Genomic DNA, 25305 nt, shown 5'->3' on the forward strand with positions numbered 1-25305 from the left:
GTGCGGGTGTAACGATGCGGCTGGAAGGCCAGCAGCAACCGGCGGTCCGGGAAGGCGCCGCGCACCGCGGCCAGCGTGGCGGCCATTTCCACCGGGTGGTGGCCGTAGTCGTCGATCAGAGTGAAGCTGCCGCCATCCTTGGCTTTCACCTCGCCATAACGCTGGAAACGGCGGCCCACGCCGGCGAACTCGGCCAACCCTTGCTGAATGGCCTCAATGCTGGCACCGCATTCCAGGCCGATGGCGATGGCGGACAGCGCGTTCAGCACGTTGTGGCGGCCCGGGAAATTCAATACCACCGAGAAGCGGGTGAGGGTGCCGTTCTTCACCACCACGTCGAAATGCATCTGCCCGGCCGAGGCGCGCACGTTTTCGGCGTAGATGTCGGCCGAATCGTCCAGACCATAGGTGGTCACTGGCTTGGTGATGCGGTCCTTGATCTCGCGCACGTTGGGATCGTCCACGCACAGCACGGCGCGGCCGTAGAACGGCATGCGCTGCAGGAAATCGACGAAGGCCTGCTTCAGCTTGTCGAAGCTGTGGCCATAGGTGTCCATGTGGTCGGCGTCGATATTGGTCACCACCGCCATCACCGGGGACAGGTGCAGGAAGGAGGCGTCCGATTCGTCCGCTTCCGCCACCAGGAACTCGCCGGAACCGAGCTTGGCATTGGTGCCGGCGGCGGTCAGCTTGCCGCCGATGACGAAGGTCGGGTCCAGGCCGGCGGCGCCCAGCACCGACGCGGTCAGGCTGGTGGTGGTGGTCTTGCCGTGGGTGCCGGCGATGGCGATGCCCTGCTTGAAGCGCATCAGCTCGGCCAGCATCATCGCCCGCGGGATCACCGGGATGCGCTTGTCGCGCGCGGCCAGCACTTCCGGGTTGTCCGCCTTCACCGCGGTGGAGGTCACCACCACGTCGGCGCCTTGGATATAGGTGGCGTCGTGGCCAAAGAATACGCGCACGCCTTCCGCCGCCAGCCGCTTGGTGGTGGCCCCGTCGGCCATGTCCGAGCCGGACACGGTATAGCCCAGACCGTGCAGCACCTCGGCGATGCCGCACATGCCGACGCCGCCGATGCCGACGAAATGTATATGTTTGACCCTGTGTTTCATGTCTGTATGTCTCTACTGGGACGCTTCTGCGGCGTCCGGTCTATCCCCGGCCAACTGCTGGCACAGCGCGGCCACTCGGCCGGCCGCGCCGGAACGGGCCAGCGCGCGCGCGCGCTCGGCCTTTTCCAGCAGTTGGTCTCTGTCCAGCTGCGCCAACAAGCTGGCAAGCTTGTCGGCGTTCAATTCTGTTTGCGGCAAATGCCAGGCCGCGCCCGCTTGAGCCATCCACTCGGCGTTGTCGCGCTGATGGCTGGTGGTGGACACCACCAGCGGCACCAGCACGCTGGGCACGCCGGCGGCGCACAGCTCGCTGACCGTGATGGCCCCGGCGCGGCAAATCACCAGATCGCACTCGGCCAGCCGCTTGGGCATGTCGTCGACAAAGGGCAGCAACTCCACTTGCTCGCTCAGGCCTGCGGCCTGATAGGCTGCCTCGACGGCGGCGAAATTGGCCTCGCCGGTTTGATGCGTCAGCTGCGGCTGCCGCTCCGCCGGCAGCATGGCCATCGCCTGCGGCAGGGTTTCATTCAAAATCCGGGCGCCCAGGCTGCCGCCCACCACCAGCACCTTCAGCGGGCCGCTGCGGCCGGCGAAGCGCTCCGCCGGCGCCGCGATGGCTTCGATCTCGCGCCGCACCGGATTGCCGGTGACCAGCGCCTTGGGCGAACGCGCGGCGCTGCCGTCGAAGCCGCACACCAGCTTCTTGGCAAACGGCAGCAGCGCCCGATTGCTGAGCAGCAGGCTGGCGTCGGCATTGACCAGCACCAGCGGCTTCCACAGCAGGCCGGTCATCACCCCGCCAGGCAGGCAGACATAGCCGCCCATGCCCAGCACCACGTCCGGGCGATGGCGGAAGATCAGCGCGCCGCTCTTGAAGAACGCGCCCACCAGCTGCAAGGCGCCTTTCAGCGAGCCCAATAAACCCTTGCCGCGCACGCCATGGAAATTCAGCCGCTCCAGCGGGATGCCGGTCGGCGGCACCAGCTTGTTTTCCATGCCGCGGCGAGTGCCCAGCCATACCACCTTCCAGCCGCGCTGTTGCAGTTCCTTGGCCACGGCGATGCCGGGGACGATGTGTCCACCCGTGCCTGCCGCCATCACCATGACCGTTCGATTCGCCATTTACCTTCTTCTTCCGTAGGGCGGAAGCCCAAAGGGCGTTCCGCCATTCATCTCAAAATTGCACCGCTTGTCGGCGGAACGCCCGGCTCAGCCGGGCTTCCGCCCTACACCTTGTAGCCCCGCATGATGCGTCGTTTTTAGCTTCGCCTTTCGGGCTCGCAGAAACCGAAGGAGACGGCGCCAATGCGCCTGGAAAGGCTTACCGCCTTTCCTTAATGCAGGGCTAAACCTTATAGCCCCGCATAATCCTTCGGTTTTCATAATCAACCCGCAACAGCACCGCCATCGCGATCAAATTCATCAACATCGCCGAACCGCCGAATGACATCAGCGGCAGCGTCAGGCCCTTGGTCGGCAGCAAACCCATGTTCACGCCGATATTGAAAAACACCTGGATGCCCAACCAGATGCCCATGCCCTGCGCCACCAGCGCCTGGTAGTAGCGCTCCAGCTTTTTCGACTCCACGCCGATGTGAAAAGCGCGGCGCACGATCCAGGCATACAGGCCGATCAGCACGCAGATGCCGGCGAAGCCGAACTCCTCGGCGATCACCGCCAGGATGAAGTCGGTATGCGCCTCCGGCAGGTAGAACAGCTTCTCGATGCTGCCGCCCAGGCCAACGCCGAACCATTCGCCGCGGCCGATGGCGATCAGCGAGTGAGACAGCTGATAACCCTTGCCATACGGGTCATCCCACGGGTCCATGAAGCCCAGCACCCGCTTCAAGCGGTACGGCGACGACACGATCAGCAGCACGATGGCGACGATGGCCATGAGCGCCAGCCCGCTGAAGATGCGCATATTGATGCCGCCAAGGAATAACAGGCCCATGGCGATGGACATCACCACCATCAAAGCGCCGAAGTCCGGCTCGCGCAGCAGCAGGAAGGCCACCACCACCATGGCGGCGAACATAGGCGCGAAACCCTCCTTGAGGCTGTGCATCAGGTGCGTCTTGCGCACCGTGTAATCGGCCGCGTACAACACGGTGGCGAACTTCATCACCTCCGACGGCTGCAGGTTCAGCACAAACAGGTTGATCCAGCGCCGCGAACCATTGACCACCTTGCCGATGCCGGGGATCAGCACCAGCACCAGCATCACCAGCCCAATCAGGAAAATCTTTCCCGAATACTTCTGCCAGAACGCCGTCGGCACCTGGAACGCGGCATAAGCCACAGACAGCCCGATCACCATGAACACGATGTGGCGGATCAGGTAGAAGTAGCGGTTCTGCGTCGCCGCGTCGGCCTCCGCATACGCGATGGACGCCGAATACACCATCACCAGGCTGATCGACAACAGCAGCGCCAGCGCCCAGGCCAGCGCCTCGTCCAGCGGGGTGATCGCCGTGTAGCGGCGCGCCGGGTTGCGGATCATGTCCGTTCCGCCTTCACCGCCGCCACGGTGTCGATGAACACCTGAGCGCGGTGCGCGTAGTTTTTGAACATGTCCAGGCTGGCGCAAGCCGGCGACAGCAGCACCACATCGCCCGGCTGCGCCAAGTCCGCCGCGCGGCGCGTCGCCGCCTCCAGCGTGTCGAAGCGCTCCAGCGCGATGCCGCTGCCGGCCAGCGCGGCCTCGATCTTGCCGGCGTCGCGGCCGATCAGCAGCACGGCGCGCGCGATGCGCCGGCAGGCCGGCTTCAGCGGCGCGAAGTCCTGGCCCTTGCCGTCGCCGCCGGCGAGCAGCACCACCGGCCGCGTCATGCCGGACAGCGCCGCCTCGGTGGCGCCGACATTCGTCCCCTTGGAATCATCGATAAACGCGACGCCGCCGAATTCGTCTACCAGCTCGACGCGATGGGCCAGCCCGCGGAAGGTTTTCAGCCCATCCAGCAGCTTGTCCAGCGGCAGGCCTATGCCCTGGCACAGCGCCAGCGCGGCCAGCGCGTTGGCTGCATTGTGCAGGCCTTGCAGCTGCATGTCGGCGCAGTCGAATACTTTTTCGCCGGCAACGCTGAGCCAATGGCGGCCGCCTTCATTCAGCAGGGCGTAATCGGCGTCGCCGGCGCGCGAAAACCACTTCACCGGGCGGCCCGGGCGCGCCATGGCGCGCACCAGCGCGTCGTCGCGGTTCAGCACCTGCAAGCCCTGGCCGTGGAACACCTGGGTCTTGGCATGGGCGTAGTCCAGCAAATCGTGGTAACGGTCGAGGTGGTCCTCGGAAATGTTCAGCACGGTGGCGGCGTCGGCTTGCAGGCTGTAGGTCGATTCGAGCTGGAAGCTGGACAGCTCCAGCACCCACACGTCCGGACGCTTGCCGCTCCGCTCCCGCTCCAGTTGCGCCTCCAGCACCGCCAGGCCGATATTGCCGGCGACGACGGTGTCGAGCCCTGCCATCTGGCACAGGTGGCCGACCAGGCTGGTGACGGTGGTCTTGCCGTTGGAGCCGGTGATGGCGATCACCTTGCTGCCATCGCCCTGGATCGCCCGCGCCAGCATCTCGATATCGCCCACCACCTCTCCGCCGTTGCGGCGAAAGGCGGCGATGGCCGGATTGGCCAACGGCACGCCGGGGCTGACCACCAACAGGTCGGCGCCGGCGAAAGTGCGTTCGTCGAATACGCCGCTGATCACCTCGGTGCCCGGCAGATGGCGCTCCAGCTCGGCCAGCCGCTCGGCAGACGGCTTGGCGTCCGCCACGCGCACGCGCACGCCGTGGGCCGCCAGGTAGCGCGCGGCCGCCAGGCCCGAGCCTCCCAGTCCCACTACCGTCGCTTGTCGATTGGCGTAATCCATTCCCATATCCTCAGCGCAGCTTCAGCGTCGACAGGCCGATCAGCACCAGCATCATGGTGATGATCCAGAAGCGAACCACCACCTGCGTTTCCTTCCAGCCCTTCAATTCGTAGTGGTGGTGCAGCGGCGCCATGCGGAACACGCGCTTGCCGGTCAGCTTGAACGAGCCGACCTGGATCATCACCGACAGCGCCTCCATCACGAACAGGCCGCCCATGATGAACAGCACCACTTCCTGCCGCACGATCACGGCCACCGTGCCCAAGGCGGCGCCCAGCGCCAGCGCGCCGACATCGCCCATGAACACCTGGGCCGGGTAGGCGTTGAACCACAAGAAACCGAGACAGGCGCCGCACATCGCCGCGCAGAACACCACCACCTCATGCGCGCCGGGAATGAAGGGCACGCCCAGATACTTGGAGAACACCGCGTGGCCGGCGACATAGGCGAAAATCGACAAGCCGGCCGCCACCAGCACGGTGGGCAGCGCCGCCAGGCCGTCCAGGCCGTCGGTCAGATTGACCGCATTGGAGGTGCCGACAATCACCAGATAGGTCAGCACGCAGAAACCCACCGCGCCCAGCGGATAAGCCACGCTTTTCACAAACGGCACGATGAACTCGGTGGACGCCGGCAGCTTGGCGGTGGCGATCAGGAACACGCCGGCGCCGATGGCGATGGCTGATTGCCAGACCATCTTGAACTTGGCGGACACGCCTTTCGGGTCCTTGTACACCACCTTGCGCCAGTCGTCGTAAAAGCCCAGCGCGCCGGTGCCCAGCATCACCGCCAGCAGCAGCCACACGTATTTGTTGGACAGGTCCGACCACAGCAGCGTGGTCAAAGTGATGGACAGCAGAATCAGCGAGCCGCCCATGGTCGGCGTGCCGGCCTTGACCAGATGCGACTGCGGGCCGTCGTTGCGCACCGCCTGGCCGACTTTCAGCTCAGTCAGTTTGCGGATGACCCACGGCCCCATCAACAGGGAAATCGTCAACGAAGTCAGCGCCGCCATCACCGCGCGCAGCGTGATGTAGTTGAAGACATTGAAGGCCCGGATATGCGAGCCCAACAGATCAGCCAGCCAAAGCAGCACCTTATACTCCCTCTTTCTTTGCTTGCATCAGGTGTTCCACCACCCGTTCCATGCGCATGAAGCGCGAACCTTTGACCAGAACGGCGGTACCCGACGCCAGCTGGCTATCCAGGCACTCCAACAACTCGTCAATCGAATCAAATCCTTGCCCCGCGCCGCCAAACGCAGTCACGGCGCGGCGAGACATCTCGCCCAGCGCGAACAACTGCTCGATGCCGCGCGCGCGGGCGTGGGCGCCGACTTCGGCGTGCAGCTCGGGGGCGGCATCGCCCAGTTCGCCGATATCGCCCATCACGAAACAGCGCGGGCCAGGCAAGCCGGCCAGCACGTCGATGCCGGCCTTCATCGAATCCGGATTGGCGTTGTAGCTGTCGTCGATCACGGTCAGACCGCGCGGACTTTGCTTGACCTGCAGCCGGCCCTTGGCGCCGCCGAACGCGGCCAGGCCGCGGGCGATGGCTGCCAGCGGCACATCCAGCGCCAACGCCACCGCCGCCGCGGCCAGGGCGTTGCGCACGTTGTGCTCGCCCGGCGCCGGCAAGGAAATGGCGATTTCGCCGGCCGGGCTATGCAAAATGAAACAGCTCTCCAGCGCGGAGCACTGCGCATCGCGCGCCGTCACGTCGGCGGCGGCCGCCAGGCCGAAACTCAGCTGGCGATGGCCATCGGCGGCGCGGCGGAACAGCGCCAGATTGGCGTCGTCGGCGTTGACCACGGCCACGCCGTCGTCGGCCAGCCCTTCAAAAATTTCCGCCTTGGCGCGGGCCACCTCTTCGGTGGAGCCGAAATGGCCGAAGTGCGCGCGCATGGCGTTGTTGACCAGCGCCACCCGCGGCCGGGTCAGCCCGGTCAGGTAGCGCAGCTCGCCGTGATGGTTCATGCCCATCTCGATCACGGCGTAACGGTGTTGCGGCTTCAGTTGCAGCAGCGTCAGCGGCAGGCCGATGTCGTTGTTGAAGTTGCCGGCGGTGGCCAGCACGGCGTCGTCGCCGGCGTGGGCGCGCAGAATCGCGGCCAGCATCTCCTTGACCGTGGTCTTGCCGTTGGAGCCGGTGACGCCGATGCGCACGGCCGGCTGCGTCTCGCGCCAGCCGGCGGCCAGGCGGCCCAGGGCCAAGCGGGTGTCGTCTCCAGCCTGGATCAGGCTGGCGCCGGGTAGTTCAAAGCCGTCGCGCACCAGCGCGGCGGCGCCCTTGGCCGTCACCTCGGCGACGAAATCATGCGCATCGAAGCGCTCGCCCTTCAGCGCGACGAACAAGTCACCGGGCTGCGCCAGGCGGCTGTCGGTGATCACGCGGCGCACTTCGCCATCGGCGCCGAGCAGGCGGCCTTGGGCGAAAGCGGCGGCTTGGCTCAGCGTCATCATGGCTGCGCTCCCCAAGCGGTCAACGCCTCTTCCGCCACGCGGAAGTCGGAGAACGGCCGCTTGACGCCGGCGATGTCCTGATATTCCTCGTGGCCTTTGCCGGCCACCAGCACCACGTCGCCGACCTTGGCCTGCGCCACCGCCCAGTGGATGGCGGCTTCGCGGTCGGCTTCGACATGGGCCTTGCCTGCCGCCATGCCTGCCAGCACATCGCGGATGATGGCCTGCGGGTCCTCGCTGCGCGGGTTGTCGCTGGTCAGCACCGCCACATCGGCGTATTGCTCGGCGATGGCGCCCATCATCGGGCGCTTGCCCGGATCGCGGTCGCCGCCGCAGCCGAATACGCAGAACAGCCGGCCGCCGGTCGGGCGGATCTCCGACAGCGTAGCCAGCGCCTTCTCCAGCGCGTCCGGCGTGTGCGCGTAATCGATCACCACCAGCGGCTCATGGGTGCCGCCTATGCTTTGCATGCGGCCGCGCGCCGGCTGGATGCGCGCCATCACGGCGGCGGCGTCCTGCAGGCTGACGCCGTTGACGCACAGCGTGGCCAGACAGGCCAGCAGATTGGCGGCGTTGAAACGGCCCACCAGGCCGGTGCGCACGTCGACCACGCCCCACGGCGTGGTGACGGTCAGCTGCAGGCCTTCCAGCGTGGCGGCCAGCGCCAGCGGACGCACATCGCCCTGCTCCAGGCCATAGGTCAGCACTTGGGTTTGCCGAGGATCGATCTCGGCGGCCAGTTGGCGGCCGAAAGCGTCGTCGGCGTTGATCACCGCGTGCTTCAGGCCCTCCCAGAAGAACAGCTTCTTCTTGGAGGCGCCGTAAGCTTCCATCGAACCGTGGTAGTCCAGATGATCGCGGGTCAGATTGGTGAACACCGCGGTGGCGAACTCGACACCGTTGACGCGACACTGGTCCAGGCCATGGCTGGACACTTCCATGGTCACCACATCCGCGCCCTGGCGGCGGTATTCGGCCAGCTTCTGCTGCACCGTCACCGGGTCCGGCGTGGTGTGGGTGGTTTCGGTCAACTGGCCGTAGAAACCATTGCCTACGGTGCCGATCAGCGCGGCCTTCTGGCCCAGCAGCGAAAACGCCTGCGCCAGCCAGTGCGAAATGGAGGTCTTGCCGTTGGTGCCGGTGATGCCGACTACGGTCAGGTCGCGCGACGGCAGCCCCAAGACGTGGGCCGCTACAATGCCGGCGCGCTCGCGCAGATTGGGCACGGCCAGGTTGGGCACCTGCCAGGCCGGGTTCCAGGCAAAGCCGTCGGCGTCGTCCCACAGCACGGCGGCTGCACCCTTCTCCAACGCGGCGGCGATGAAATCGCGGCCGTCGGTATACTCGCCGCGGCAGGCGAGGAAGACATCGCCTGGCAGCACGCGGCGGCTGTCGGCCTCCACCCGTTTGATCGGGAGGCTCAGCTGTTGCAACAAGGCCGGATTCCAATCCGGCAGCGGAGTCAAACGGCTCTTCATGATCTTAGAAGTCCACCGGAACCGGCGTCGATTCCGGCAATAAAGTGTTGTTGGATGGCTCGTCCGGCGCGATATTCAATACCCGCAACGCGCCGCCCGCCACCTTGGAGAACACCGGCGCCGACACTGCGCCGCCGTAGTATTTGCCTGCTGACGGTTCATCTATCATCACCGCCACGATGACCTTGGGCGCATGGCCCGGCGCGAATCCCATGAACAGCGCGCGGTGCTTGTTGGCCACATAGCTGCGGCCCTCCAGCTTGCGCGCGGTGCCGCTTTTGCCGCCTATGCTGTAGCCGATGATGCGGCCGCCGACGGCGCCGCCGCCGGGCTGGCTGTTGGCGATCAACAGATCGCGCATCTCGTGCGCGATTTTCTCGCTGATCACCCGCTTGCCCGGCATCGGCGTCGCCGTCCGGTACAAGGAGATCGGCAACATCACGCCATCGTTGGCGAAAATGGTGTAGGCGCGCGCCATCTGGATCAGGCTGACCGATACGCCATAGCCGAAAGACATGGTGGCCTGCTCAATCGGCCGCCACTTGTGCCAGTCGCGCAGGCGGCCGGCCGCCTCGCCGGGAAAACCGGTATTCGGTGCGCGGCCAAAGCCCAGCGCGTCGTAGTGCTTCCAGAAGTCTTCCGGACTGCTCATCAGCGCCAGCTTGCTGGTGCCGACGTTGGACGATTTCTGGATGATGCCCAGGATGTCCAGACTGGACTGCGGCGACACGTCGCGGATGACCGCCGGTCCTATCGTGTAGCTATGGGTGTCCAATACCGTGTTGACCTTGGCCTTGCCATGCTCCAGCGCCAGCGAGATCGACAGCGGCTTCATGGTGGAGCCCGGCTCGAACAGGTCGATCACGCCGCGGTTGCGCATCATTTCCGGCGTGACCCCGGTGCGGTTATTCGGGTTGAACGACGGGTAATTGGCCAGCGCCAGCAGCTCGCCGGTCTTGGCATCCAGCACCACCACGCTGCCCGCCTTGGCCTTGTTTTCTTCTACCGCGGCCTTGATCTCGCGGTAAGCCAGATACTGGATGCGGTGATCCACCGCCAGGGCCAGCTTCTGGCCGTCGCGCGGCGGCTCGATGGCGGCGACATCTTCGATGATGTGGCCGCGCCTATCCTTCAGCACCACGCGGCGGCCGTCCTTGCCGGCCAGCATCTTCTCGCGCGCCAGCTCCACGCCTTCCTGCCCTTTGCCGTCCACCCCGGTGAAGCCGATGATGTGCGACACCACTTCGCCGGCAGGATAGAAACGGCGGTATTCCTGCTGCTTGGCAACGCCGGGAATGCCCAGCGCCATCACCTTGTCGGCGAGCTCCGGGCTGATCTGGCGCTTGATGTAGACGAATTCTTTCTTGCGGTCGGACAGCTTGGCCGCCAGCTCTTCCGGCGACAATTCCAGCAAAGCCGCCAGCTCGCGCAGCTTGGCCGGCGGCACCGGCTCCATGTCGGCCGGGCTGGCCCAGATAGTCTGCACCGGCGAGCTGATCGCCAGCGGTTCGCCGTTGCGGTCCGTGATCACGCCGCGATTGGCCTCCAGGGTCATCGCGCGGCGAAAGCGCGCCTCGCCCTGGCCCTGCAGGAAGTCCTGCTGCGCCACCTGCAGATACATGGCGCGGCCGATCAGCGCCAGGAACAGCAGGGCCAGCACCAGCAGCACGCAACGCACGCGCGTGCTCGTCATGCGCAGAGCCGGACTCGCCGACACGGGACGCTGGCGGATGCTGTAGCTGGACCCGGCGCGCATCAGACGCCTCCTCCGGACGAAATCACCTGGATCTGGCGCGGATCCGGCGTGTGCATGCCCAGGCGCGTGGACGCGGCCTTTTCGATCACGGCGTGCGCGCCCCAGGTGCTCTGCTCCAGCTGCAACTGGCCGAACTCCACCTCAAGCTGCTGCGCGGACTTGGTTTCCTTCTGCAAGTCGCTGTACAGCTTGCGCGAGACGTGGGTGGACGTGACCACCGACCAGGCGGAAAACACGGCCATCGCCAGCAGCACGCCGTTGAGCTTGTTCATGCGTCGCCCTCCCGCCACGGCGCGGCGGTGCGCTCGGCCACGCGCATGATGGCGCTGCGGGCGCGCGGGTTTTCCCGCACCTCCTCGTCGCCGGCGCGGATGGCCTTGCCGACCAGCGCGATCGGCGGCTTGGCCATATCGGCCGCGCGCACCATCGCCCACTGCGGCAGCTTTTCCTCGCTGCTGACGTCGCGCAGGTATTGCTTGACGATGCGGTCTTCCAGCGAATGGAAGCTGATGACCGCCAGCCGTCCGCCTTCGCCGAGCAGGCGCGCCGCCTGCGGCAGCACAGCCTTCAGCTCATCCAGCTCGCGGTTCACAAAGATCCGGATCGCCTGGAAGGTGCGCGTAGCCGGGTCTTGACCCGGTTCGCGAGTACGGACGTTTTGCCCAACGAGCACAGCGAGCTCACGGGTCGTCGTGATGGGGCTTTCGTCCCGTTGCGCAACAATGGCTGCTGCGATCTTGCGAGCAAACCGCTCTTCACCATAAGTCTTGATGACCTCTCTGATATCGGCCTCATCGGCCGTTGCCAACCACTCGGCGGCGGTCATGCCGCGCGTGGTGTCCATGCGCATGTCCAGCGGCGCGTCGAAGCGGAAGCTGAAACCGCGGCTGCCGTCGTCGATTTGCGGCGAGGACACGCCCAGATCCATCAGCACGCCGTCGACGCGGCTCACGCCAAGGCGGGCCAGCTCCGCCGACAACGTCTCGAAACCGTTGTGGACAATGTTAAAACGGGCATCTTCCGCCACCAGTTGTTCGGCGACGGCGATGGCTTGCGGGTCCTTGTCGAAGGCGATCAAGCGGCCGTTCGGGCCGAGCTTCGACAGGATCAGACGGCTGTGGCCTCCGCGGCCGAAGGTGCAGTCGACATATACCCCATCGTCGCGGATGGCGAGCGCGTCGACCGCCTCGGTCAGCAGTACCGTGCGGTGCACGAAGGTAGGGGTGGTCACAGCGTGAAATCTCCAAGGTGTTGGGCCAATTCGGCCTGATCGAGGGCCAGCGCGTCAGCAGTCTGGCTGTCCCACTCCTCGGCGTTCCACAGTTCGAAGCGGTTGCCCATGCCTACCAGGGCAACGTCTTTGTCCAGCGCGGTCAGTTCGCGCAGGCGGGCCGGCAGCAGGATGCGGCCGGCGGCGTCCATTTCCAGCGTCTCGGCATGGCCGAGCACCAGTCGTTGATAGCGTTTCAGGGTGGGATTGCCGGTGGGCAGGGCCAACAGACGGGCCTCGACCGGGCGCCAATTGGGTTCGGGGTACAGCAGGAGGTGGTCCTGGGATTCGAGGGTAACGATGAGCTTGTGGCCGAAAGCGGACAGCAGCGTCTCACGGTGTTTGGCCGGAATAGCCAAACGCCCCTTGCTATCGAGAGACAAGATGCTGACGCCACCAATCATGATTTGAAGAATCCGCTGACCGAGAAAACGGAGCCGTCGCTCCGGAGGGCAATTGCCCCACTTTCACCCACTTTACCCCACTTCTCGCCACTATAAGAAAGAACCGCCCCACGGTCAACATCGGAATTCCCTAATTCGCCTTTTGAGACAATGACTTACAGGAGGGTATAAAAATGGAATGCGTGACAAATCAGGGACTTAAATTCACCTGTAAAAGTGGGACGTGAAGATTGCGGATCAAAAGAGATGCAACATGATGGAAACAATCAATGGCGGAAGTATTTGGCGCAGCGCCATCTTAAAGAAAGATAACAAAATTAATGGCGCTATTTTCATATTGTATTTAAAAAACAACATGGCGGCTTAAATAGCCGCCATGTTGTTCAAACAAAGGCTCAAGCCAGCTTTTGACGCAGAATATCCTGCACCTGCGCCGGATTCGCCTTGCCTTTGGAAGCCTTCATCACCTGGCCGGCCAGGGCGTTCAGCGCCTTTTCCTTGCCGGCGCGGAACTCTTCCACCGCCTTCGGGTTGGCGGCGATGGCTTCTTCCACCATCTTCTCGATGGCGCCGACGTCGGACACCTGCTTCAAACCATCGCGCTCGATGATCGCGTCAGCGCTCAGATCGCTGTCCCACAGCGCATCGAACACCTGCTTTGCCAGCTTGCTGGACAGGGTGTTGTCGGCGATGCGCGCGATCAGGCCGGACAAGCGCTCGACCGAGATCGGGCAATCGGCGATGTCCTTGCCGTCGCGGTTCAGGCGGGCGGCGATTTCGCCATTGATCCAATTGGCGGCCAGCTTGCCGTGGCCGGAAGCTTTGGCCACCGCCTCGAAGTACTGGGCCTGCGCCAGGCTCCCGGTCAACAGCGCCGCGTCATAGGCCGACACGCCGTAGCTTTCCACGAAGCGGGTCTGCATCGCGCCCGGCAGCTCCGGCATCTCGTCCCGAATGCGGGCGATCTGCTCGTCGGAGATGCGCACCGGCAGCAGGTCCGGGTCCGGGAAGTAGCGATAGTCGTGCGCGTCTTCCTTGCTGCGCATCATGCGGGTCTCGCCGGTATCCGGGTCGAACAGCACGGTGGCCTGCTGCACCTTGCCGCCGTCTTCCAGGGTGTCGATCTGCCACTGGATCTCGTACTTGGCGGCCTGCTCCAGGAAGCGGAAGGAGTTGAGGTTCTTGATCTCGCGGCGGGTGCCGAATTCCTTCTGCCCCTCCGGGCGCACCGACACGTTCACATCCATGCGGAAGCTGCCTTCCTGCATATTGCCGTCGCAGATGCCCAGCCAGGTCACCAGGGTGTACAGCGCTTTGACGTAGGCCAGCGCCTCGTCGACCGAGCGCATGTCCGGCTCGGACACCACTTCCAAGAGCGGGGTGCCGGCACGGTTCAGGTCGATGCCGGACAGGCCATGGAAATCTTCATGCAGGCTCTTGCCGGCGTCTTCTTCCATGTGGGCGCGCGTCACGCCGATGATCTTTTCCTGATCGCCGACAAGAATCTTCAGCCGGCCGTGCTCGACGATAGGCAGCTCCATCTGGCTGATCTGATAGCCCTTGGGAAGGTCCGGGTAGAAGTAGTTCTTGCGGGCGAACACGTTCTTCTGGTTGATCTTGGCGTCCAGCGCCAGACCCAGGCGGATGGCCTTGTCCACCACGGCGCGGTTCAGCACCGGCAGCACGCCGGGCAGCGCCAGCTCCACCGCGGAAGCCTGGGTGTTCGGTTCGGCGCCGAAGGCGGTGCTGGCGCCGGAGAAAATCTTGGAGGCGGTATTGAGCTGCACGTGCACCTCGATACCGATTACGACTTCCCATTTCATGGTTGGAAAATCCTTTAAAAGCAATATTGGCCACGAAGCCCACGAAAAACACGAACGGCAAACTTCAGCGAATCCAGCTCCGTTCCCAAATGACTTCGTGTCCTTTCGCGGATTTCGTGGCGAAATCGGTTTGAATTACAGCGCCGGTGCCTTGGCGTGCCAGTCAGTCGCCTGCTGGAACTGATGCGCCACGTTCAGCATCTTGGCTTCGGCAAAGTAGTTGCCGATGATCTGCAGGCCGATCGGGCGGCCGTTGGCGGCGAAGCCGGCCGGCACGCTCATGCCGGGCAGGCCGGCCAGATTCACCGACAGCGTGTAGATATCGGACAGATACATCTCCACCGGATCGGACGACAGCTGGCCCAAATCGAAGGCGGCGGTCGGCGCCACCGGCCCCAGGATCACGTCGCACTGCGCGAAGGCGGCCTTGAAATCGTTGGCGATCAGGCGGCGGATCTTCTGCGCCTTGATGTAGTAGGCATCGTAGTAACCGTGGCTCAGCACGTAGCTGCCCACCAGGATGCGGCGCTTGACCTCGTCGCCGAAACCTTCGGCGCGGGTCTTTTCGTACATCTCCACCAAGTCCTTGTAGTCCTTGGCGCGATGGCCGTAACGGACGCCGTCGTAGCGGGACAGGTTGGTGGAAGCCTCGGCCGGGGCGATCACATAGTAGGCCGGGATGGACAGCTCGGTGTTCGGCAGGCTGATTTCCACTGCCTCCGCGCCCAGCTTCTTCAGTTCGCTCACGGCGTTATCGACCGCGCGGGCGACGTCTGCATCCAAGCCGGCGGCGAAGTACTCGCGCGGCAGGCCCACCTTCAGGCCCGCCAGCGACTGGTTCAGATCGCGGGTGTAGTCTTCGCGGGCGCGCTCCAGGCTGGTGGAGTCGCGCGCGTCGAAGCCGGCCATCACGTTCAGCATCAGCGCGCAGTCCTCGGCGGTTTGGGCGATCGGGCCGCCCTGGTCCAGCGAGGAAGCGAAAGCCACCATGCCATAGCGGGACACCACGCCATAGGTCGGCTTGATGCCGGTGACGCCGCAGTGGCTGGCCGGCTGGCGGATGGAGCCGCCGGTGTCGGTGGCGGTGGCCACCGGCGCCAGGCGCGCGGCGACGGCTGCGGCGGAGCCGCCGGAGCTGCCGCCCGGAATGGCGTTCAGATCCCACGGGTTCTTCACCGCGCCGTAGAACGAGTTCTCATTGGACGAACCCATGGCGAACTCATCCATATTGGCGCGGCCCAATGTCACCATGCCAGCGGCGGCGCACTGCTCCACCACGTGGGCGCTGTACGGCGAGACGAAGTTGTCCAGCATCTTGGAGCCGCAGCTGGTCTTCCAGCCTTCCTGGCAGAACAGGTCCTTGTGCAGCAGCGGCACGCCGGTCAGCGGATGGGCGCTGCCGGCGGCGAGGCGCGCGTCGGCCGCCCGCGCCTCGGCCAGCGTCTTGTCGCGATCAACGGAGACGACGGCGTTGAGTTGCGGGTTCAGCGCCTCGATGCGATCCAGGTACTGGCTGGCCAGTTCCACACTGGAAACTTGCTTTGCCGCCAATTGTTGCGACAATTGCTTGAGAGTGGCTTGTGTCATTTCGATCAAAATCTTGCTATCCGGATAGTCGGGCCCGGTCGGCAGAATGGAGGGAACCATTGGCGCCGGGACGGCTCACAGGCTTACTCGATCACTTTGGGAACGAGGAACAAGCCTTTTTCCACTTGCGGGGCGACCGTCTGGAAACGTTCGCGCTGATTGGTTTCGGTGACCACGTCGTCGCGCAGACGCAACGACACGTCCTGCGGGTGGGCCATAGGCTCGATGCCGTCGGTGTTCACCTCCTGCATCTTTTCGATCAGGCCGAAAATGTTGTTAAGCTGATCCGCCGTGGCGGCGATTTCCGCCTCGCTCACATCGATGCGGGCAAGCTTGGCGATCCGTGCGACATCCTGGTGCGTCAGCGACATGGCTTCCTCGTTAAAACCTTTAATATTTCAAGCTTTATAGGGTATCATACCCCGTTTGATTCTCCCAAGATCGACATTGCGCCACGACGCATTCCTCAGGCATTTTTCGCCGCCAGGAATCACGCGCCGGGGCGCAGAAAAAGCAGGCCTGCTACCGCCGCCCGGGACGTTTCGGACAAGCACCGCAAAGGCCAGCCGACCGGGCGTACAATCCGCCCGCATGACGAAGCCGATTGCAGTGGTTTCATGCCACGCCAAGGGGGCCGCAGCATGGGCCGACCACAGATGAACTGGATTTACCCGAACGCCGCCGGCGTTCGCCACTGACGAAAACTGACCAGGACCGCCCAATGTTTCGTTCGCTGACCGGATACTTTTCCAACGACCTCGCCATCGACCTTGGCACCGCCAATACCCTGATCTACATGCGCAGCAAGGGCATCGTGCTGGACGAGCCCTCGGTCGTCGCCATTCACAGCGACGCGCCGACCAACAAGAAATCCATCCTGGCCGTCGGCCTGGAAGCCAAGCGCATGCTGGGCCGCACCCCGGGCAGCATCCAGGCCATCCGCCCAATGAAGGACGGCGTGATCGCCGACTTCACCGTGACCGAGCAGATGCTGAAGCAGTTCATCAAGAAGGTGAACCCGAACCGCTTCTTCGCCGCCAGTCCGCGCATCGTAATCTGCGTGCCCTGCGGCTCCACCCAGGTGGAGCGCAAGGCGATCCGCGACTCCGCTCTCGCCGCCGGCGCGCGCCGCGTCGAGCTGATCGAAGAGCCGATGGCGGCCGCCATCGGCGCCGGCCTGCCAGTGGAAGAGCCGACCGGCTCCATGGTGGTGGACATCGGAGGCGGCACCACCGAAGTCGGCGTGATCTCGCTGGGCGGCGTGGTGTACTCCAACTCCGTGCGCGTGGGCGGCGACAAGTTCGATGAAGCCATCATCAACTACATCCGCCGCAACTACGGCATGCTGATCGGCGAAACCACCGCCGAGGAAATCAAGAAGACCATCGGCTCCGCCTTCCCGGGCGCCGAAGTGCGCGAGATGGAAGTCAAGGGCCGCAACCTGGCCGAAGGCATTCCGCGCGCCTTCACCGTATCGTCCAACGAAATCCTGGAAGCGCTGACCGAGCCGCTGAACCAGATCGTTTCCGCGGTCAAGATCGCGCTGGAACAGACGCCGCCGGAACTGGGCGCCGACATCGCCGAAAAGGGCATGGTGCTGACCGGCGGCGGCGCGCTGTTGAAGGACATCGACCGTCTGCTGGCCGAAGAAACCGGCCTGCCGGTGTTCGTGGCGGAAGAACCGCTGACCTGCGTGGTGCGCGGCTCCGGCAAGGCGCTGGAGAAAATGGATAAGATCGGCACCATTTTCACCAACGTGCCCTAAACTTCCACCAATACCACCGATAAAGCGAGCGAACCCCGCGCCGTCAAGGCGCGGCGGCTGTGCCCATGGATTTCGCCAACACCCCCAGCTTTTTCCGCTCCGGGCCGCCTGCGGGCGCGCGCCTGGCGATGAGCGTTGCCGCGTCCATCGTGCTGTTGATCGGCGACAGCCGTTACGGCTTGATGGAGCAGGCGCGCGAAGCGCTGTCGCTGGCGCTGTACCCGGTGCAGCGCGCCGTGAATCTGCCGGCGCAGGCCATGCGCCACGTCGGCGACTACCTGACCTCGCAAACCGAGCTGAAGCAGGAAAACACCGCGCTGCGCGCGCGCCAGATGCAGATGACGGCGCAGCTGAGCCGCCTGCAGACATTGGAACGCGAGCTGAACGAACTGCGCCGGCTGAATGAAATCCGCAGCCAGCGCGACGACACCGCCCAGATCGCCGAGACGCTATACACTGGCCGCGACCCGTTCTCGTACAAGATCATCATCGACAAGGGCGCGGACGCCAAGCTGCTGCCCGGCCAGCCGGTGGTGGATTCGCGCGGCCTCCTGGGTCAGGTGACCCGCGTGCAGCCTTTGACCGCCGAGGTGACGCTGATCATCGACAAGAACCAGATGGTGCCGGTCATGGTGGAGCGCACCGGCGAACGCGCCATCCTGTACGGCTACGGCGGCGGCGTGGAGCTGCGCTACCTGCCGCAGAGTTCGGACATCAAGGAAAACGACCGTATCGTCACTTCCGGCCTCGATGGGCTGTTCCCGGAAGGCATTCCGGTGGCGATGGTGACCAAGGTGGACCGCAATGCCGGCGCCGCCTTCACCCGCGTCAGCACCCAGCCGCTGGCCGGCGTGCAGCAGACCCGCTATGTGCTGGCCTTGCAGGCCAAGCAAACAGCGGCGCGGCCGGCGGAACCGCCGCCGCTGCCGGAGAAAAAGACCAAGGGCGGCAGAAAGTCCGCCGACGAGGAGTAAGCGCCGATGTCGTTGGACCGACCCAAGGAACTGCTCAAGCCGGTCAAGCGCCGCTTCATTTTCCTGACTTTCGTGATCGCCGTGCTGATCGAGCTGGTGCCGCTGCCGCACGGCAGCACGCGCTGGCTGCCGGATTTCATCGGCCTGCTGATTCTGTACTGGGTGATCAACCAGCCCCGCCGCGTCAGCATCGGCATCGCCTTCCTGATGGGCATCGTCGCCGACGTGTCCACCGCGGGGCTGTTCGGCCAGCACGCGCTGGCCTACTCCATTACCGCTTTCCTCGCCATGAGCCGCCAGCGCCAGCTGGTGATGTTCAATCTGGGCCAACAGGCGCTGGTGGTGCTGGGCCTGATGTTCACCAACCAGCTCATCATGGTGGTGGTGAGAATGCTGACCGGCTCGGCCTTCGTCGGCTGGAGCTATTTCCTGCCGCCGTTGATCGGCGCGCTGCTGTGGCCGCTGCTGACCAAGCTGATGCTCGTACCTTACCGCCAACACTCGGCATGAAACCTGACTGATCCATGCGCCGCCCAACCCGCTTCAAGAACCCGCAGAACGACGAGGAGCAGTTCGAGCTACGGCTAGTCATCGCCTACGCGCTGATCATATTGATGTTCCTGGTGCTGCTGTCGCGCTTCATCTGGCTGCAGGTGCTGCAGCACGATCACTTCTCCACGCTGGCGCAAAACAACCGCATTTCGCTGGTGCCCATCCTGCCCAATCGCGGGCTGATCCTGGACCGCAACGGCGTGGTGCTGGCGCAAAACTATTCGGCCTATACGCTGGAGCTGACCCCAAGCAAGATGCCGGACCTGGACGCCACCATCAATAAGCTGAAGACGCTGGCCGATGTCACCCCGCGCGACGAGAAGCTGTTCAAAAAGCTGCTGGCCGAGAGCAAGAACTTCGAATCCATCCCGCTGAAAGTCAAGCTGACCGACGCCGAAGCGGCCCGCGTGGCCTCCCACGCCTGGGAGCTGCCCGGCGTGGAAGTCAAGGCGCGGCTGTTCCGCGACTATCCGTACAAAGAGATGACCAGCCATGTGCTGGGCTATATCGGCCGCATCAACCAGAAGGACAAGGAGCGGCTGGACGACGAGGACAAGACCACCAACTACAAGGGCACCAACTACATCGGCAAGACCGGCCTGGAGGCGGTGTACGAGGATGATCTGCACGGCCAGGTGGGCTTCGAGGAAGTGGAAACCGACTCCGGCGGCCGCGCGGTGCGCACGCTGCGCCGCACGCCACCGATCAACGGCAACACGCTGAAGCTGGCGCTGGACATCCGGCTGCAGGAAATGGCCGACAAGCTGTTCGGCGACCGCCGCGGCGCGCTGGTGGCGATCGACCCGAACACCGGCGGCGTGCTGGCCTTTCTGTCCAAACCGGGCTTCGATCCCAGCCTGTTCATCGATGGCATCGACAGCCAGACCTGGTCCTCGCTGAACACCGACTGGCAAAAGCCGCTGGTCAACCGCGCGCTGCGCGGCACCTATCCGCCGGGCTCCACCTTCAAGCCCTTCATGTCGATGGCGGCGCTGGTCACCCATAGCATAGGCATGCACGACATCCGCCCGGCGCCCGGCTATTTCACCCTCCCCGGCTCCAGCCACCAGTTCCGCGACAGCAAGAAGGGCGGCAACGGCATGGTCAACCTGCAGCGCGCCATCACCGTATCCAGCGACACCTTCTTCTACAAGCTGGCCTGGGACATGGGCATAGACAAGATCCACCCGGTGGTCGGATCGTTCGGCCTGGGCAGCAAGACCGGCATCGACCTGGACGGCGAGGCCAGCGGCGTGTTGCCGTCCAAGGAGTGGAAGGCCAAGCGTTTCGCCCGCTACAAGCCGGAAGTGCGGCGCTGGTATCCGGCCGACGTGGTCAGCGTCGGCATCGGCCAGGGCTTCAATTCCTACACCCCGCTGCAGATGGCCAACGCCACCGCCATCATGGCTAATAACGGCATCGCCTTCAAACCGCACCTGGTGCAGCAGATTGTCGACTCCAAGACCGGCGGCGTCAGGCTGATCGAACCGAAACCGATCAAGCAGCTGCCCTACCCGCAGGAATATTTCGACTACATCAAAGAAGGCATGCGCGGCGTGATGATCTCCGGCACCGGCGCCCGCGTCGGCATCGGCCTGCAGTACTCCATGGCCGGCAAGACCGGCACCGCCCAGGTGGTGGCGATCAAGCAGGGCGCCAAATACAACGCCTCCGCGCTGGCCGAGCAATATCGCGACCACAGCTGGTTCATCGCCTTCGCCCCGGTGGAAAAACCGAAGATCGCGGTGGCCATCATCGTGGAGAACGCCGGCTTCGGCGCCGCCGCCGCCGCGCCGGTGGCGCGCGGCCTGTTCGACTTCTATCTGTTGGGCAAGGTGCCCAAAGACATGAATGGCCTGCTGAAGACCATCCCGCAGGAAAACGGAGACGTGAGTGAAGACGCCGCTGATTAAGCAAATCTGGCAGCAGATCAAAGAACCGCTGGACGGCTGGTTGATGCTGTTTCTGGGCCTGCTGTTCTTGGTCAGCATGGTGCTGCTGTATTCCGCCAACAATCAGTCCTTCGACAAGATCGACAACAAGCTGATCTACACCTTCATGGCGTTGACGGTGATGTGGCTGATCGCGCGGATGCGCCCGCAGAGCGTGATGAACTTCGCGCCGCCGATCTACGCGCTGGGGGTGCTGCTGCTGGTGGCGGTGCATTTCAAGGGCATCACCGTCAACGGCTCCACCCGCTGGCTCAGCCTGGGCGTCACCCGCATCCAGCCGTCGGAAATCCTGAAGATCGCGCTGCCGATGATGCTGGCCTGGTTCTTCCAGAAAAACGAACTGTCGCTACGCTGGTGGCATTATCTGGTGGCCGCGGCGCTGATGCTGGTGCCGGTGGGCCTGGTGCTGAAGCAGCCCGATCTCGGCACCGCCTTATTGATCGCCGCCGCCGGCTTCTTTGTGCTGTTCTTCGCCGGCCTGCCGTGGAAGGTGATCCTGGGCGGCATCGTGCTGGCCGCCGCCAGCATGCCCCTGGTGTGGAACCACCTGCACGATTACCAGCGCAAGCGCGTGCTGACGCTGATCGACCCCACCACCGACCCGCTGGGCACCGGCTACCACATCATCCAGTCCATGATCGCCATCGGCTCCGGCGGGCCGTGGGGCAAGGGCTGGCTCAATGGCACGCAGACTCACCTGGATTACATCCCGGAACGCACCACCGACTTCATCTTCGCGGTGTACTCCGAGGAGTTCGGCCTGGCCGGCAATCTGGTGCTGCTCACGCTCTACCTGCTGATCTTGAGCCGCGCCATGATGATCACCGCCAGCGCGCAGACGCTGTACGGACGGCTGATGGCAGGCTCCATCACCATGTCCTTCTTCGTCTACGCCTTCGTCAATATGGGCATGGTGTCCGGCATCTTGCCGGTGGTGGGCGTGCCCTTGCCTTTCATGTCCTACGGCGGCACCGCCACCGTGACGCTGTTCATCGGCATGGGCATGCTGATGGGCATCAGCAATCTGCGCAGGCTGTAAGCCACTGGCAAAAGCCCTGATCCTGCGTTGCGCCTCCTTGCCGTACTCAGTGTACTGCCTGCGTCGGCGCGCCTTGGCTCAGGGCTTTCTCCAGCGGCTTGGCGTTGAACAAGCGCGGGTCCCCGCTTGCACCGTCCCGCCTCAGCCGCCTTGCTGGTCTCTTAACGCCGCCTCCACGGCGTCAGTCGGCAACGCGCTGTCCGGCAACGGCCGTCCGTGGCGGTCGAACAGCCTGAGCTGGCGCGGCAGATCGTGCTCGTCGGCCAGCTTCACGCCGACGCCGAGCAGCCGCACCGGCCGCGCGCCGCGCGCGAAGCCGGTGCGCAGCAGCTGGCCGAACACAGGCATAGACAAGACTTGGCCCAGTTGCTCCACCGTGGTCTGGCTGAAATCGTCGAACTTCAGCTTGACCGACAAACCCTTGAATTCCGGATTGCCGTTGCGCGCCAGCCTGGCCTGCAGCCGCTCCACCAGCTCCGGCAGCTTGGACAGGCAACTGGGCAGGTCCGGCAGGTCCTGGGCATAAGTCTCCTCCACGCTGATCGACTTGCGGCTACGGTCCGGCGACACCGGCCGCTCGTCCACGCCATGCGCCATCGCCAGCAATTGTTCGCCGAAGCGGCCGAAATGGCGGAACAGGTCGGCCGGCGTCCAGCGCCGCAAATCGCCGCAGCTGTGGATGCCCAGCCGATGCAGCCGTTCCGCCGTCACCTTGCCCACGCCATGCACTTTTTCCACCGGCAAGGCGGCGACAAAGACGTCCACATCCTGCGGCCGCACCAGGAATTGCCCATCGGGCTTGTTCCAATCGCTGGCGACTTTGGCCAGGAATTTGTTCGGCGCGATGCCGGCCGAGGCGGTGATGCCGACCTCGTCGCGGATCTGGCGGCGGATGGCCTCGGCCATCCGCGTGGCGCTGCCCTGCTCATGCGGCCGGCCGCTGACGTCCAGATAAGCCTCATCCAGCGACAAGGGCTCGATCAGTTCGGTATAACGCTGGTAGATGGCCATGATCTGCTGGCTGGCCAGGCGGTAGCGCGCCATGTCCGGCGGCAGGATCACCAGCTCCGGGCACAAGCGCAGCGCGCGCGCCGAGGCCATCGCCGAATGCACGCCGAAACGGCGCGCCACATAATTGCAGGTGGCCACCACGCCGCGCGTTTCCGGCCGCCCGCCGATGGCCAGCGGCACCTCGCGCAGGCTGGGATCGTCGCGCATTTCGATCGCAGCGTAGAAGCAGTCGCAATCGACATGGATGATCTTGCGCTGGATGGCGTTCATTGCGTTATGGTTCTCAGGCGGGGCGATCGCTATGGCCCAGCGGCTTGTCCGGGGCGATGCGGTCGCGCAGCCGCTGCTTGAGCAGCTTCAGTTCCGGGAAGCCGTCATCCTGCTTGCGATCCCACAAGCACTCGCCGTCGACCTCGACGCGGAACACGCCGCCGCTGCCGGGGCGCAGGGCGACTTCGGACACTTCTTTTTCAAACGTGGTCAGCAGTTCCTGGGCCAGCCAGCCTGCTCGCAACAGCCAGCGGCAGCCGGTGCAGTAATGGATGACGACTCGGGGAAGGAAAGCGGGAGTGGCGGAATCAGGCATGGCGGGAAGGCGACGAGACAAAACGACAGCATAACGCAGAAAAATGGCGCCGGCCCCCTGTCTTAATTTGTTTTCGGGTGCATGGCACCCGCTCCTCCATCATTCTCTTTTGTATTGGCAGACTTGGCGCAAAACCAGTTTCGGGAGCCGGCGGCCAGGGTAAAGTCTTGTTCAAAACTCGTCGCAGAACCGAGTGTGCCCAGTCGCAATCTGACTGTAAAGCGAGCGCTAAGCATATAATTCATTGCTGCAAAGCAATATGTAACTTCGGCGCAACGAAACCCGATACGCATAAAAAACAGCAGCTTGCCCGATTATTCGAAGCAAGCTGCCGTTTACCGAGATCTGGCCGGAATGGTCCGGCTGCAAGACTCAGTGGCTATGTTCCGCGGCCGCGCCGCCATCCTGCACGACGACGTCCACTTTCACGCTGCCGGCCTTCTCGAACTTCAGCGTCAGCGGGAAATGATCGCCGGCCTTCAGCGGCTGTTTCAGGCCCATCAGCATCACATGGTAGCTGCCCGGGGCGAACTTGACGGTTTTGCCCGGCGCCAGCTCCACGCTGTCCACTTTGCGCATCCGCATCACGCCGTTGTCGTTGACGTGAGTGTGCAGTTCGGCGGTTTCGGCGCGCGGCGTGCTGGCCGATACCAGCTTGTCGGCCTCCTTGCCCTGGTTTTCCAGAGACAGGTACACGCTGCCGGTGGCGCTGGTTTCCGGCATCGCGCGGCTCCACGGATGGCCGATGTGGATGGAACCGAGCTGGAAGGAATGGGCGGCAACCAGACCGGACAGGCACATGCCCAACAGGGCGGCGGCAAAACGTTTCATCGCGGACTCCAGGAAATGATCGAAAATACCTTTGACTGTACCATCGCGCACCCGCCGCGGGGCGCGACAAAATGTCGCAGCCGTCGCCGATGCAACACCTCTTCATGCCATCGTTTTAAAGCGCGGCTAGTCGCTACCCGCTGGCCGCGGAACCCTCTACAATCGCATGGCTTCTCCATCGGCCCTGCATCATGTTCAAAACGTTGTCGCTGCAATTCCTGTTTGGCGGTCTGCTAAGTCTGATCACCATCACCAATCCCTTGTCCAAGATTCCGCTGTTCATCACGCTGACGCGCGAAATGAGCGACTCGCACCGCGATTCGCAAGCCAAGCGCGCCTGCGTGTTCGCCGCAGCCATCATGGCGGTGAGCCTGTTGGCCGGCAACCTGATCATGGCCGCCTTCGGCATCTCATACGGCGCGCTGCGCATTGCCGGCGGCTTCGTGGTGGCGGTGCTGGGCTACCGCATGCTGTTCCTTTCGCAAGACCCGGGCCAGGCGCCCAAGCAATCCGGCGAGCGCGAGGACTACGCCTTCTTCCCGCTGGCCATGCCCGGCATCAGCGGCCCCGGCACTATCGCGGTGGTGATCGGCATTTCCACCGAAATCGCCGAACTATCCACCTTGCCGGCCAAGGCCATCGCCTTTTTCATGACCTTCGCCGCCATCGGCCTGACCTGCGTCGGCATGTGGCTGACGCTGAAGTCGTCTTTGCTGATCTCGGAGCGGCTGGGCCGCGGCGGCCGCGAAGTGATGACCCGGCTGATGGGCTTCTTGCTGATCTGCATCGGCGTGCAGTTCGTCGGCTCCGGCATCCGCACCTTCATGGCGGGCTCCTGA

Annotated in this window: 23 protein-coding genes; 6 read left to right on the top strand and 17 right to left on the bottom strand. The window is 64.3% G+C overall.

What is annotated here, in order from left to right; translation table 11 throughout:
• The 14 genes from murC to gatC form a co-directional block, all read right to left on the bottom strand.
• A partial coding sequence (gene murC / locus JHD59_RS16270) for a UDP-N-acetylmuramate--L-alanine ligase (protein ID WP_199154992.1) occupies positions 1-1112 on the bottom strand: 1112 nt, incomplete at its 3' end.
• 12 nt (positions 1113-1124) lie between these two features.
• Entirely contained in the window at positions 1125-2234 is a 1110-nt protein-coding gene (gene murG / locus JHD59_RS16275) for an undecaprenyldiphospho-muramoylpentapeptide beta-N-acetylglucosaminyltransferase (RefSeq protein ID WP_199154993.1), read from the bottom strand.
• Positions 2235-2457: 223 nt separating this feature from the next.
• On the bottom strand, positions 2458-3615 hold the full coding sequence (gene ftsW / locus JHD59_RS16280) for a putative lipid II flippase FtsW (RefSeq protein WP_052246711.1): 1158 nt from the start codon (positions 3613-3615) through the stop codon (positions 2458-2460).
• Positions 3612-4976 carry a UDP-N-acetylmuramoyl-L-alanine--D-glutamate ligase gene (gene murD / locus JHD59_RS16285; protein WP_199154994.1) on the bottom strand — a complete coding sequence of 455 codons (1365 nt, stop codon included), beginning with the start codon at positions 4974-4976 and terminating at the stop codon, positions 3612-3614. The genes ftsW and murD overlap by 4 nt, the downstream gene beginning before the upstream one ends.
• Before the next feature lie 10 nt (positions 4977-4986).
• Positions 4987-6072, bottom strand: coding sequence for a phospho-N-acetylmuramoyl-pentapeptide-transferase (gene mraY / locus JHD59_RS16290; protein ID WP_103321782.1), 1086 nt, complete (start codon positions 6070-6072; stop codon positions 4987-4989).
• A gap of 1 nt (position 6073) precedes the next feature.
• Positions 6074-7438 carry a UDP-N-acetylmuramoyl-tripeptide--D-alanyl-D-alanine ligase gene (gene murF / locus JHD59_RS16295; RefSeq protein WP_199154995.1) on the bottom strand — a complete coding sequence of 455 codons (1365 nt, stop codon included), beginning with the start codon at positions 7436-7438 and terminating at the stop codon, positions 6074-6076.
• Complete coding sequence (locus tag JHD59_RS16300) at positions 7435-8916, bottom strand: UDP-N-acetylmuramoyl-L-alanyl-D-glutamate--2,6-diaminopimelate ligase (protein WP_199154996.1); 1482 nt, start codon at positions 8914-8916, stop codon at positions 7435-7437. The genes murF and JHD59_RS16300 overlap by 4 nt, the downstream gene beginning before the upstream one ends.
• A gap of 4 nt (positions 8917-8920) precedes the next feature.
• The gene (locus JHD59_RS16305; RefSeq protein WP_199154997.1) at positions 8921-10672 is read right to left on the bottom strand and encodes a penicillin-binding protein 2; all 1752 of its coding nucleotides are present in this window, start codon (positions 10670-10672) and stop codon (positions 8921-8923) included.
• Positions 10672-10944: a cell division protein FtsL gene (gene ftsL, locus JHD59_RS16310; RefSeq protein ID WP_043623784.1), complete on the bottom strand. Its 273-nt coding sequence runs from the start codon at positions 10942-10944 to the stop codon at positions 10672-10674. Before ftsL ends, JHD59_RS16305 begins: the two co-directional genes overlap by 1 nt.
• Positions 10941-11903, bottom strand: a complete 963-nt coding sequence (gene rsmH, locus JHD59_RS16315) for a 16S rRNA (cytosine(1402)-N(4))-methyltransferase RsmH (protein ID WP_199154998.1) — start codon at positions 11901-11903, stop codon at positions 10941-10943. The genes ftsL and rsmH overlap by 4 nt, the downstream gene beginning before the upstream one ends.
• Positions 11900-12346: a division/cell wall cluster transcriptional repressor MraZ gene (mraZ, locus tag JHD59_RS16320; RefSeq protein ID WP_103321787.1), complete on the bottom strand. Its 447-nt coding sequence runs from the start codon at positions 12344-12346 to the stop codon at positions 11900-11902. The genes rsmH and mraZ overlap by 4 nt, the downstream gene beginning before the upstream one ends.
• 395 nt (positions 12347-12741) lie before the next feature.
• On the bottom strand, positions 12742-14169 hold the full coding sequence (gatB, locus tag JHD59_RS16325; protein WP_199154999.1) for an Asp-tRNA(Asn)/Glu-tRNA(Gln) amidotransferase subunit GatB: 1428 nt from the start codon (positions 14167-14169) through the stop codon (positions 12742-12744).
• A 135-nt stretch (positions 14170-14304) separates the two neighbouring features.
• Positions 14305-15756 (bottom strand): Asp-tRNA(Asn)/Glu-tRNA(Gln) amidotransferase subunit GatA, encoded by a 1452-nt coding sequence (gatA, locus tag JHD59_RS16330; protein ID WP_199155000.1) that lies wholly within the window; start codon positions 15754-15756, stop codon positions 14305-14307.
• Between the two features lie 83 nt (positions 15757-15839).
• Positions 15840-16127 carry an Asp-tRNA(Asn)/Glu-tRNA(Gln) amidotransferase subunit GatC gene (gene gatC, locus JHD59_RS16335; RefSeq protein ID WP_199155001.1) on the bottom strand — a complete coding sequence of 96 codons (288 nt, stop codon included), beginning with the start codon at positions 16125-16127 and terminating at the stop codon, positions 15840-15842.
• Positions 16128-16477: 350 nt separating this feature from the next.
• Between gatC and JHD59_RS16340 the strand changes: the two genes are divergently transcribed.
• The 5 genes from JHD59_RS16340 to rodA all read left to right on the top strand — a co-directional run bounded on the left by JHD59_RS16340 (position 16478) and on the right by rodA (position 22038).
• A complete protein-coding gene (locus JHD59_RS16340; protein WP_043623769.1) occupies positions 16478-17521 on the top strand; it encodes a rod shape-determining protein in 1044 nt (347 codons plus the stop codon).
• A 65-nt stretch (positions 17522-17586) separates the two neighbouring features.
• Complete coding sequence (gene mreC, locus JHD59_RS16345; protein ID WP_103321790.1) at positions 17587-18495, top strand: rod shape-determining protein MreC; 909 nt, start codon at positions 17587-17589, stop codon at positions 18493-18495.
• Positions 18496-18501: 6 nt separating this feature from the next.
• Positions 18502-19005: a rod shape-determining protein MreD gene (gene mreD / locus JHD59_RS16350; protein WP_043623764.1), complete on the top strand. Its 504-nt coding sequence runs from the start codon at positions 18502-18504 to the stop codon at positions 19003-19005.
• 14 nt (positions 19006-19019) lie between these two features.
• Positions 19020-20960 (top strand): penicillin-binding protein 2, encoded by a 1941-nt coding sequence (mrdA, locus tag JHD59_RS16355; protein ID WP_103321791.1) that lies wholly within the window; start codon positions 19020-19022, stop codon positions 20958-20960.
• Entirely contained in the window at positions 20941-22038 is a 1098-nt protein-coding gene (gene rodA / locus JHD59_RS16360) for a rod shape-determining protein RodA (protein WP_103321792.1), read from the top strand. The genes mrdA and rodA overlap by 20 nt, the downstream gene beginning before the upstream one ends.
• 141 nt (positions 22039-22179) lie before the next feature.
• Here the strand turns inward: rodA and dinB are convergent, their stop codons facing one another.
• From dinB to JHD59_RS16375, 3 genes are all read right to left on the bottom strand, one after another.
• The gene (gene dinB, locus JHD59_RS16365; protein WP_199155002.1) at positions 22180-23319 is read right to left on the bottom strand and encodes a DNA polymerase IV; all 1140 of its coding nucleotides are present in this window, start codon (positions 23317-23319) and stop codon (positions 22180-22182) included.
• Between the two features lie 13 nt (positions 23320-23332).
• Positions 23333-23635 carry a SelT/SelW/SelH family protein gene (locus tag JHD59_RS16370; protein WP_199155003.1) on the bottom strand — a complete coding sequence of 101 codons (303 nt, stop codon included), beginning with the start codon at positions 23633-23635 and terminating at the stop codon, positions 23333-23335.
• Between the two features lie 372 nt (positions 23636-24007).
• Positions 24008-24466, bottom strand: a complete 459-nt coding sequence (locus tag JHD59_RS16375; protein ID WP_103321795.1) for a copper chaperone PCu(A)C — start codon at positions 24464-24466, stop codon at positions 24008-24010.
• A 191-nt stretch (positions 24467-24657) separates the two neighbouring features.
• Between JHD59_RS16375 and JHD59_RS16380 the strand changes: the two genes are divergently transcribed.
• Complete coding sequence (locus JHD59_RS16380; RefSeq protein WP_043623749.1) at positions 24658-25305, top strand: MarC family NAAT transporter; 648 nt, start codon at positions 24658-24660, stop codon at positions 25303-25305.

Origin of the sequence: Chromobacterium sp. ASV23 (assembly GCF_016428945.1) — a bacterium.
Lineage (GTDB): Bacteria > Pseudomonadota > Gammaproteobacteria > Burkholderiales > Chromobacteriaceae > Chromobacterium > Chromobacterium sinusclupearum.

Bases quoted from the DNA above. Each gene is read 5' to 3' on its own strand.
- murG (WP_199154993.1), bottom strand. From the start codon at position 2,234: ATGGCGAATCGAACGGTCATGGTGATGGCGGCAGGCACGGGTGGACAC.
- ftsW (WP_052246711.1), bottom strand. From the start codon at position 3,615: ATGATCCGCAACCCGGCGCGCCGCTACACGGCGATCACCCCGCTGGAC.
- murD (WP_199154994.1), bottom strand. From the start codon at position 4,976: ATGGATTACGCCAATCGACAAGCGACGGTAGTGGGACTGGGAGGCTCG.
- murF (WP_199154995.1), bottom strand. From the start codon at position 7,438: ATGATGACGCTGAGCCAAGCCGCCGCTTTCGCCCAAGGCCGCCTGCTC.
- JHD59_RS16300 (WP_199154996.1), bottom strand. From the start codon at position 8,916: ATGAAGAGCCGTTTGACTCCGCTGCCGGATTGGAATCCGGCCTTGTTG.
- JHD59_RS16305 (WP_199154997.1), bottom strand. From the start codon at position 10,672: ATGCGCGCCGGGTCCAGCTACAGCATCCGCCAGCGTCCCGTGTCGGCG.
- ftsL (WP_043623784.1), bottom strand. From the start codon at position 10,944: ATGAACAAGCTCAACGGCGTGCTGCTGGCGATGGCCGTGTTTTCCGCC.
- mraZ (WP_103321787.1), bottom strand. From the start codon at position 12,346: ATGATTGGTGGCGTCAGCATCTTGTCTCTCGATAGCAAGGGGCGTTTG.
- gatB (WP_199154999.1), bottom strand. From the start codon at position 14,169: ATGAAATGGGAAGTCGTAATCGGTATCGAGGTGCACGTGCAGCTCAAT.
- gatA (WP_199155000.1), bottom strand. From the start codon at position 15,756: ATGACACAAGCCACTCTCAAGCAATTGTCGCAACAATTGGCGGCAAAG.
- gatC (WP_199155001.1), bottom strand. From the start codon at position 16,127: ATGTCGCTGACGCACCAGGATGTCGCACGGATCGCCAAGCTTGCCCGC.
- JHD59_RS16340 (WP_043623769.1), top strand. From the start codon at position 16,478: ATGTTTCGTTCGCTGACCGGATACTTTTCCAACGACCTCGCCATCGAC.
- mreC (WP_103321790.1), top strand. From the start codon at position 17,587: ATGGATTTCGCCAACACCCCCAGCTTTTTCCGCTCCGGGCCGCCTGCG.
- mreD (WP_043623764.1), top strand. From the start codon at position 18,502: ATGTCGTTGGACCGACCCAAGGAACTGCTCAAGCCGGTCAAGCGCCGC.
- mrdA (WP_103321791.1), top strand. From the start codon at position 19,020: ATGCGCCGCCCAACCCGCTTCAAGAACCCGCAGAACGACGAGGAGCAG.
- dinB (WP_199155002.1), bottom strand. From the start codon at position 23,319: ATGAACGCCATCCAGCGCAAGATCATCCATGTCGATTGCGACTGCTTC.
- JHD59_RS16370 (WP_199155003.1), bottom strand. From the start codon at position 23,635: ATGCCTGATTCCGCCACTCCCGCTTTCCTTCCCCGAGTCGTCATCCAT.
- JHD59_RS16375 (WP_103321795.1), bottom strand. From the start codon at position 24,466: ATGAAACGTTTTGCCGCCGCCCTGTTGGGCATGTGCCTGTCCGGTCTG.
- JHD59_RS16380 (WP_043623749.1), top strand. From the start codon at position 24,658: ATGTTCAAAACGTTGTCGCTGCAATTCCTGTTTGGCGGTCTGCTAAGT.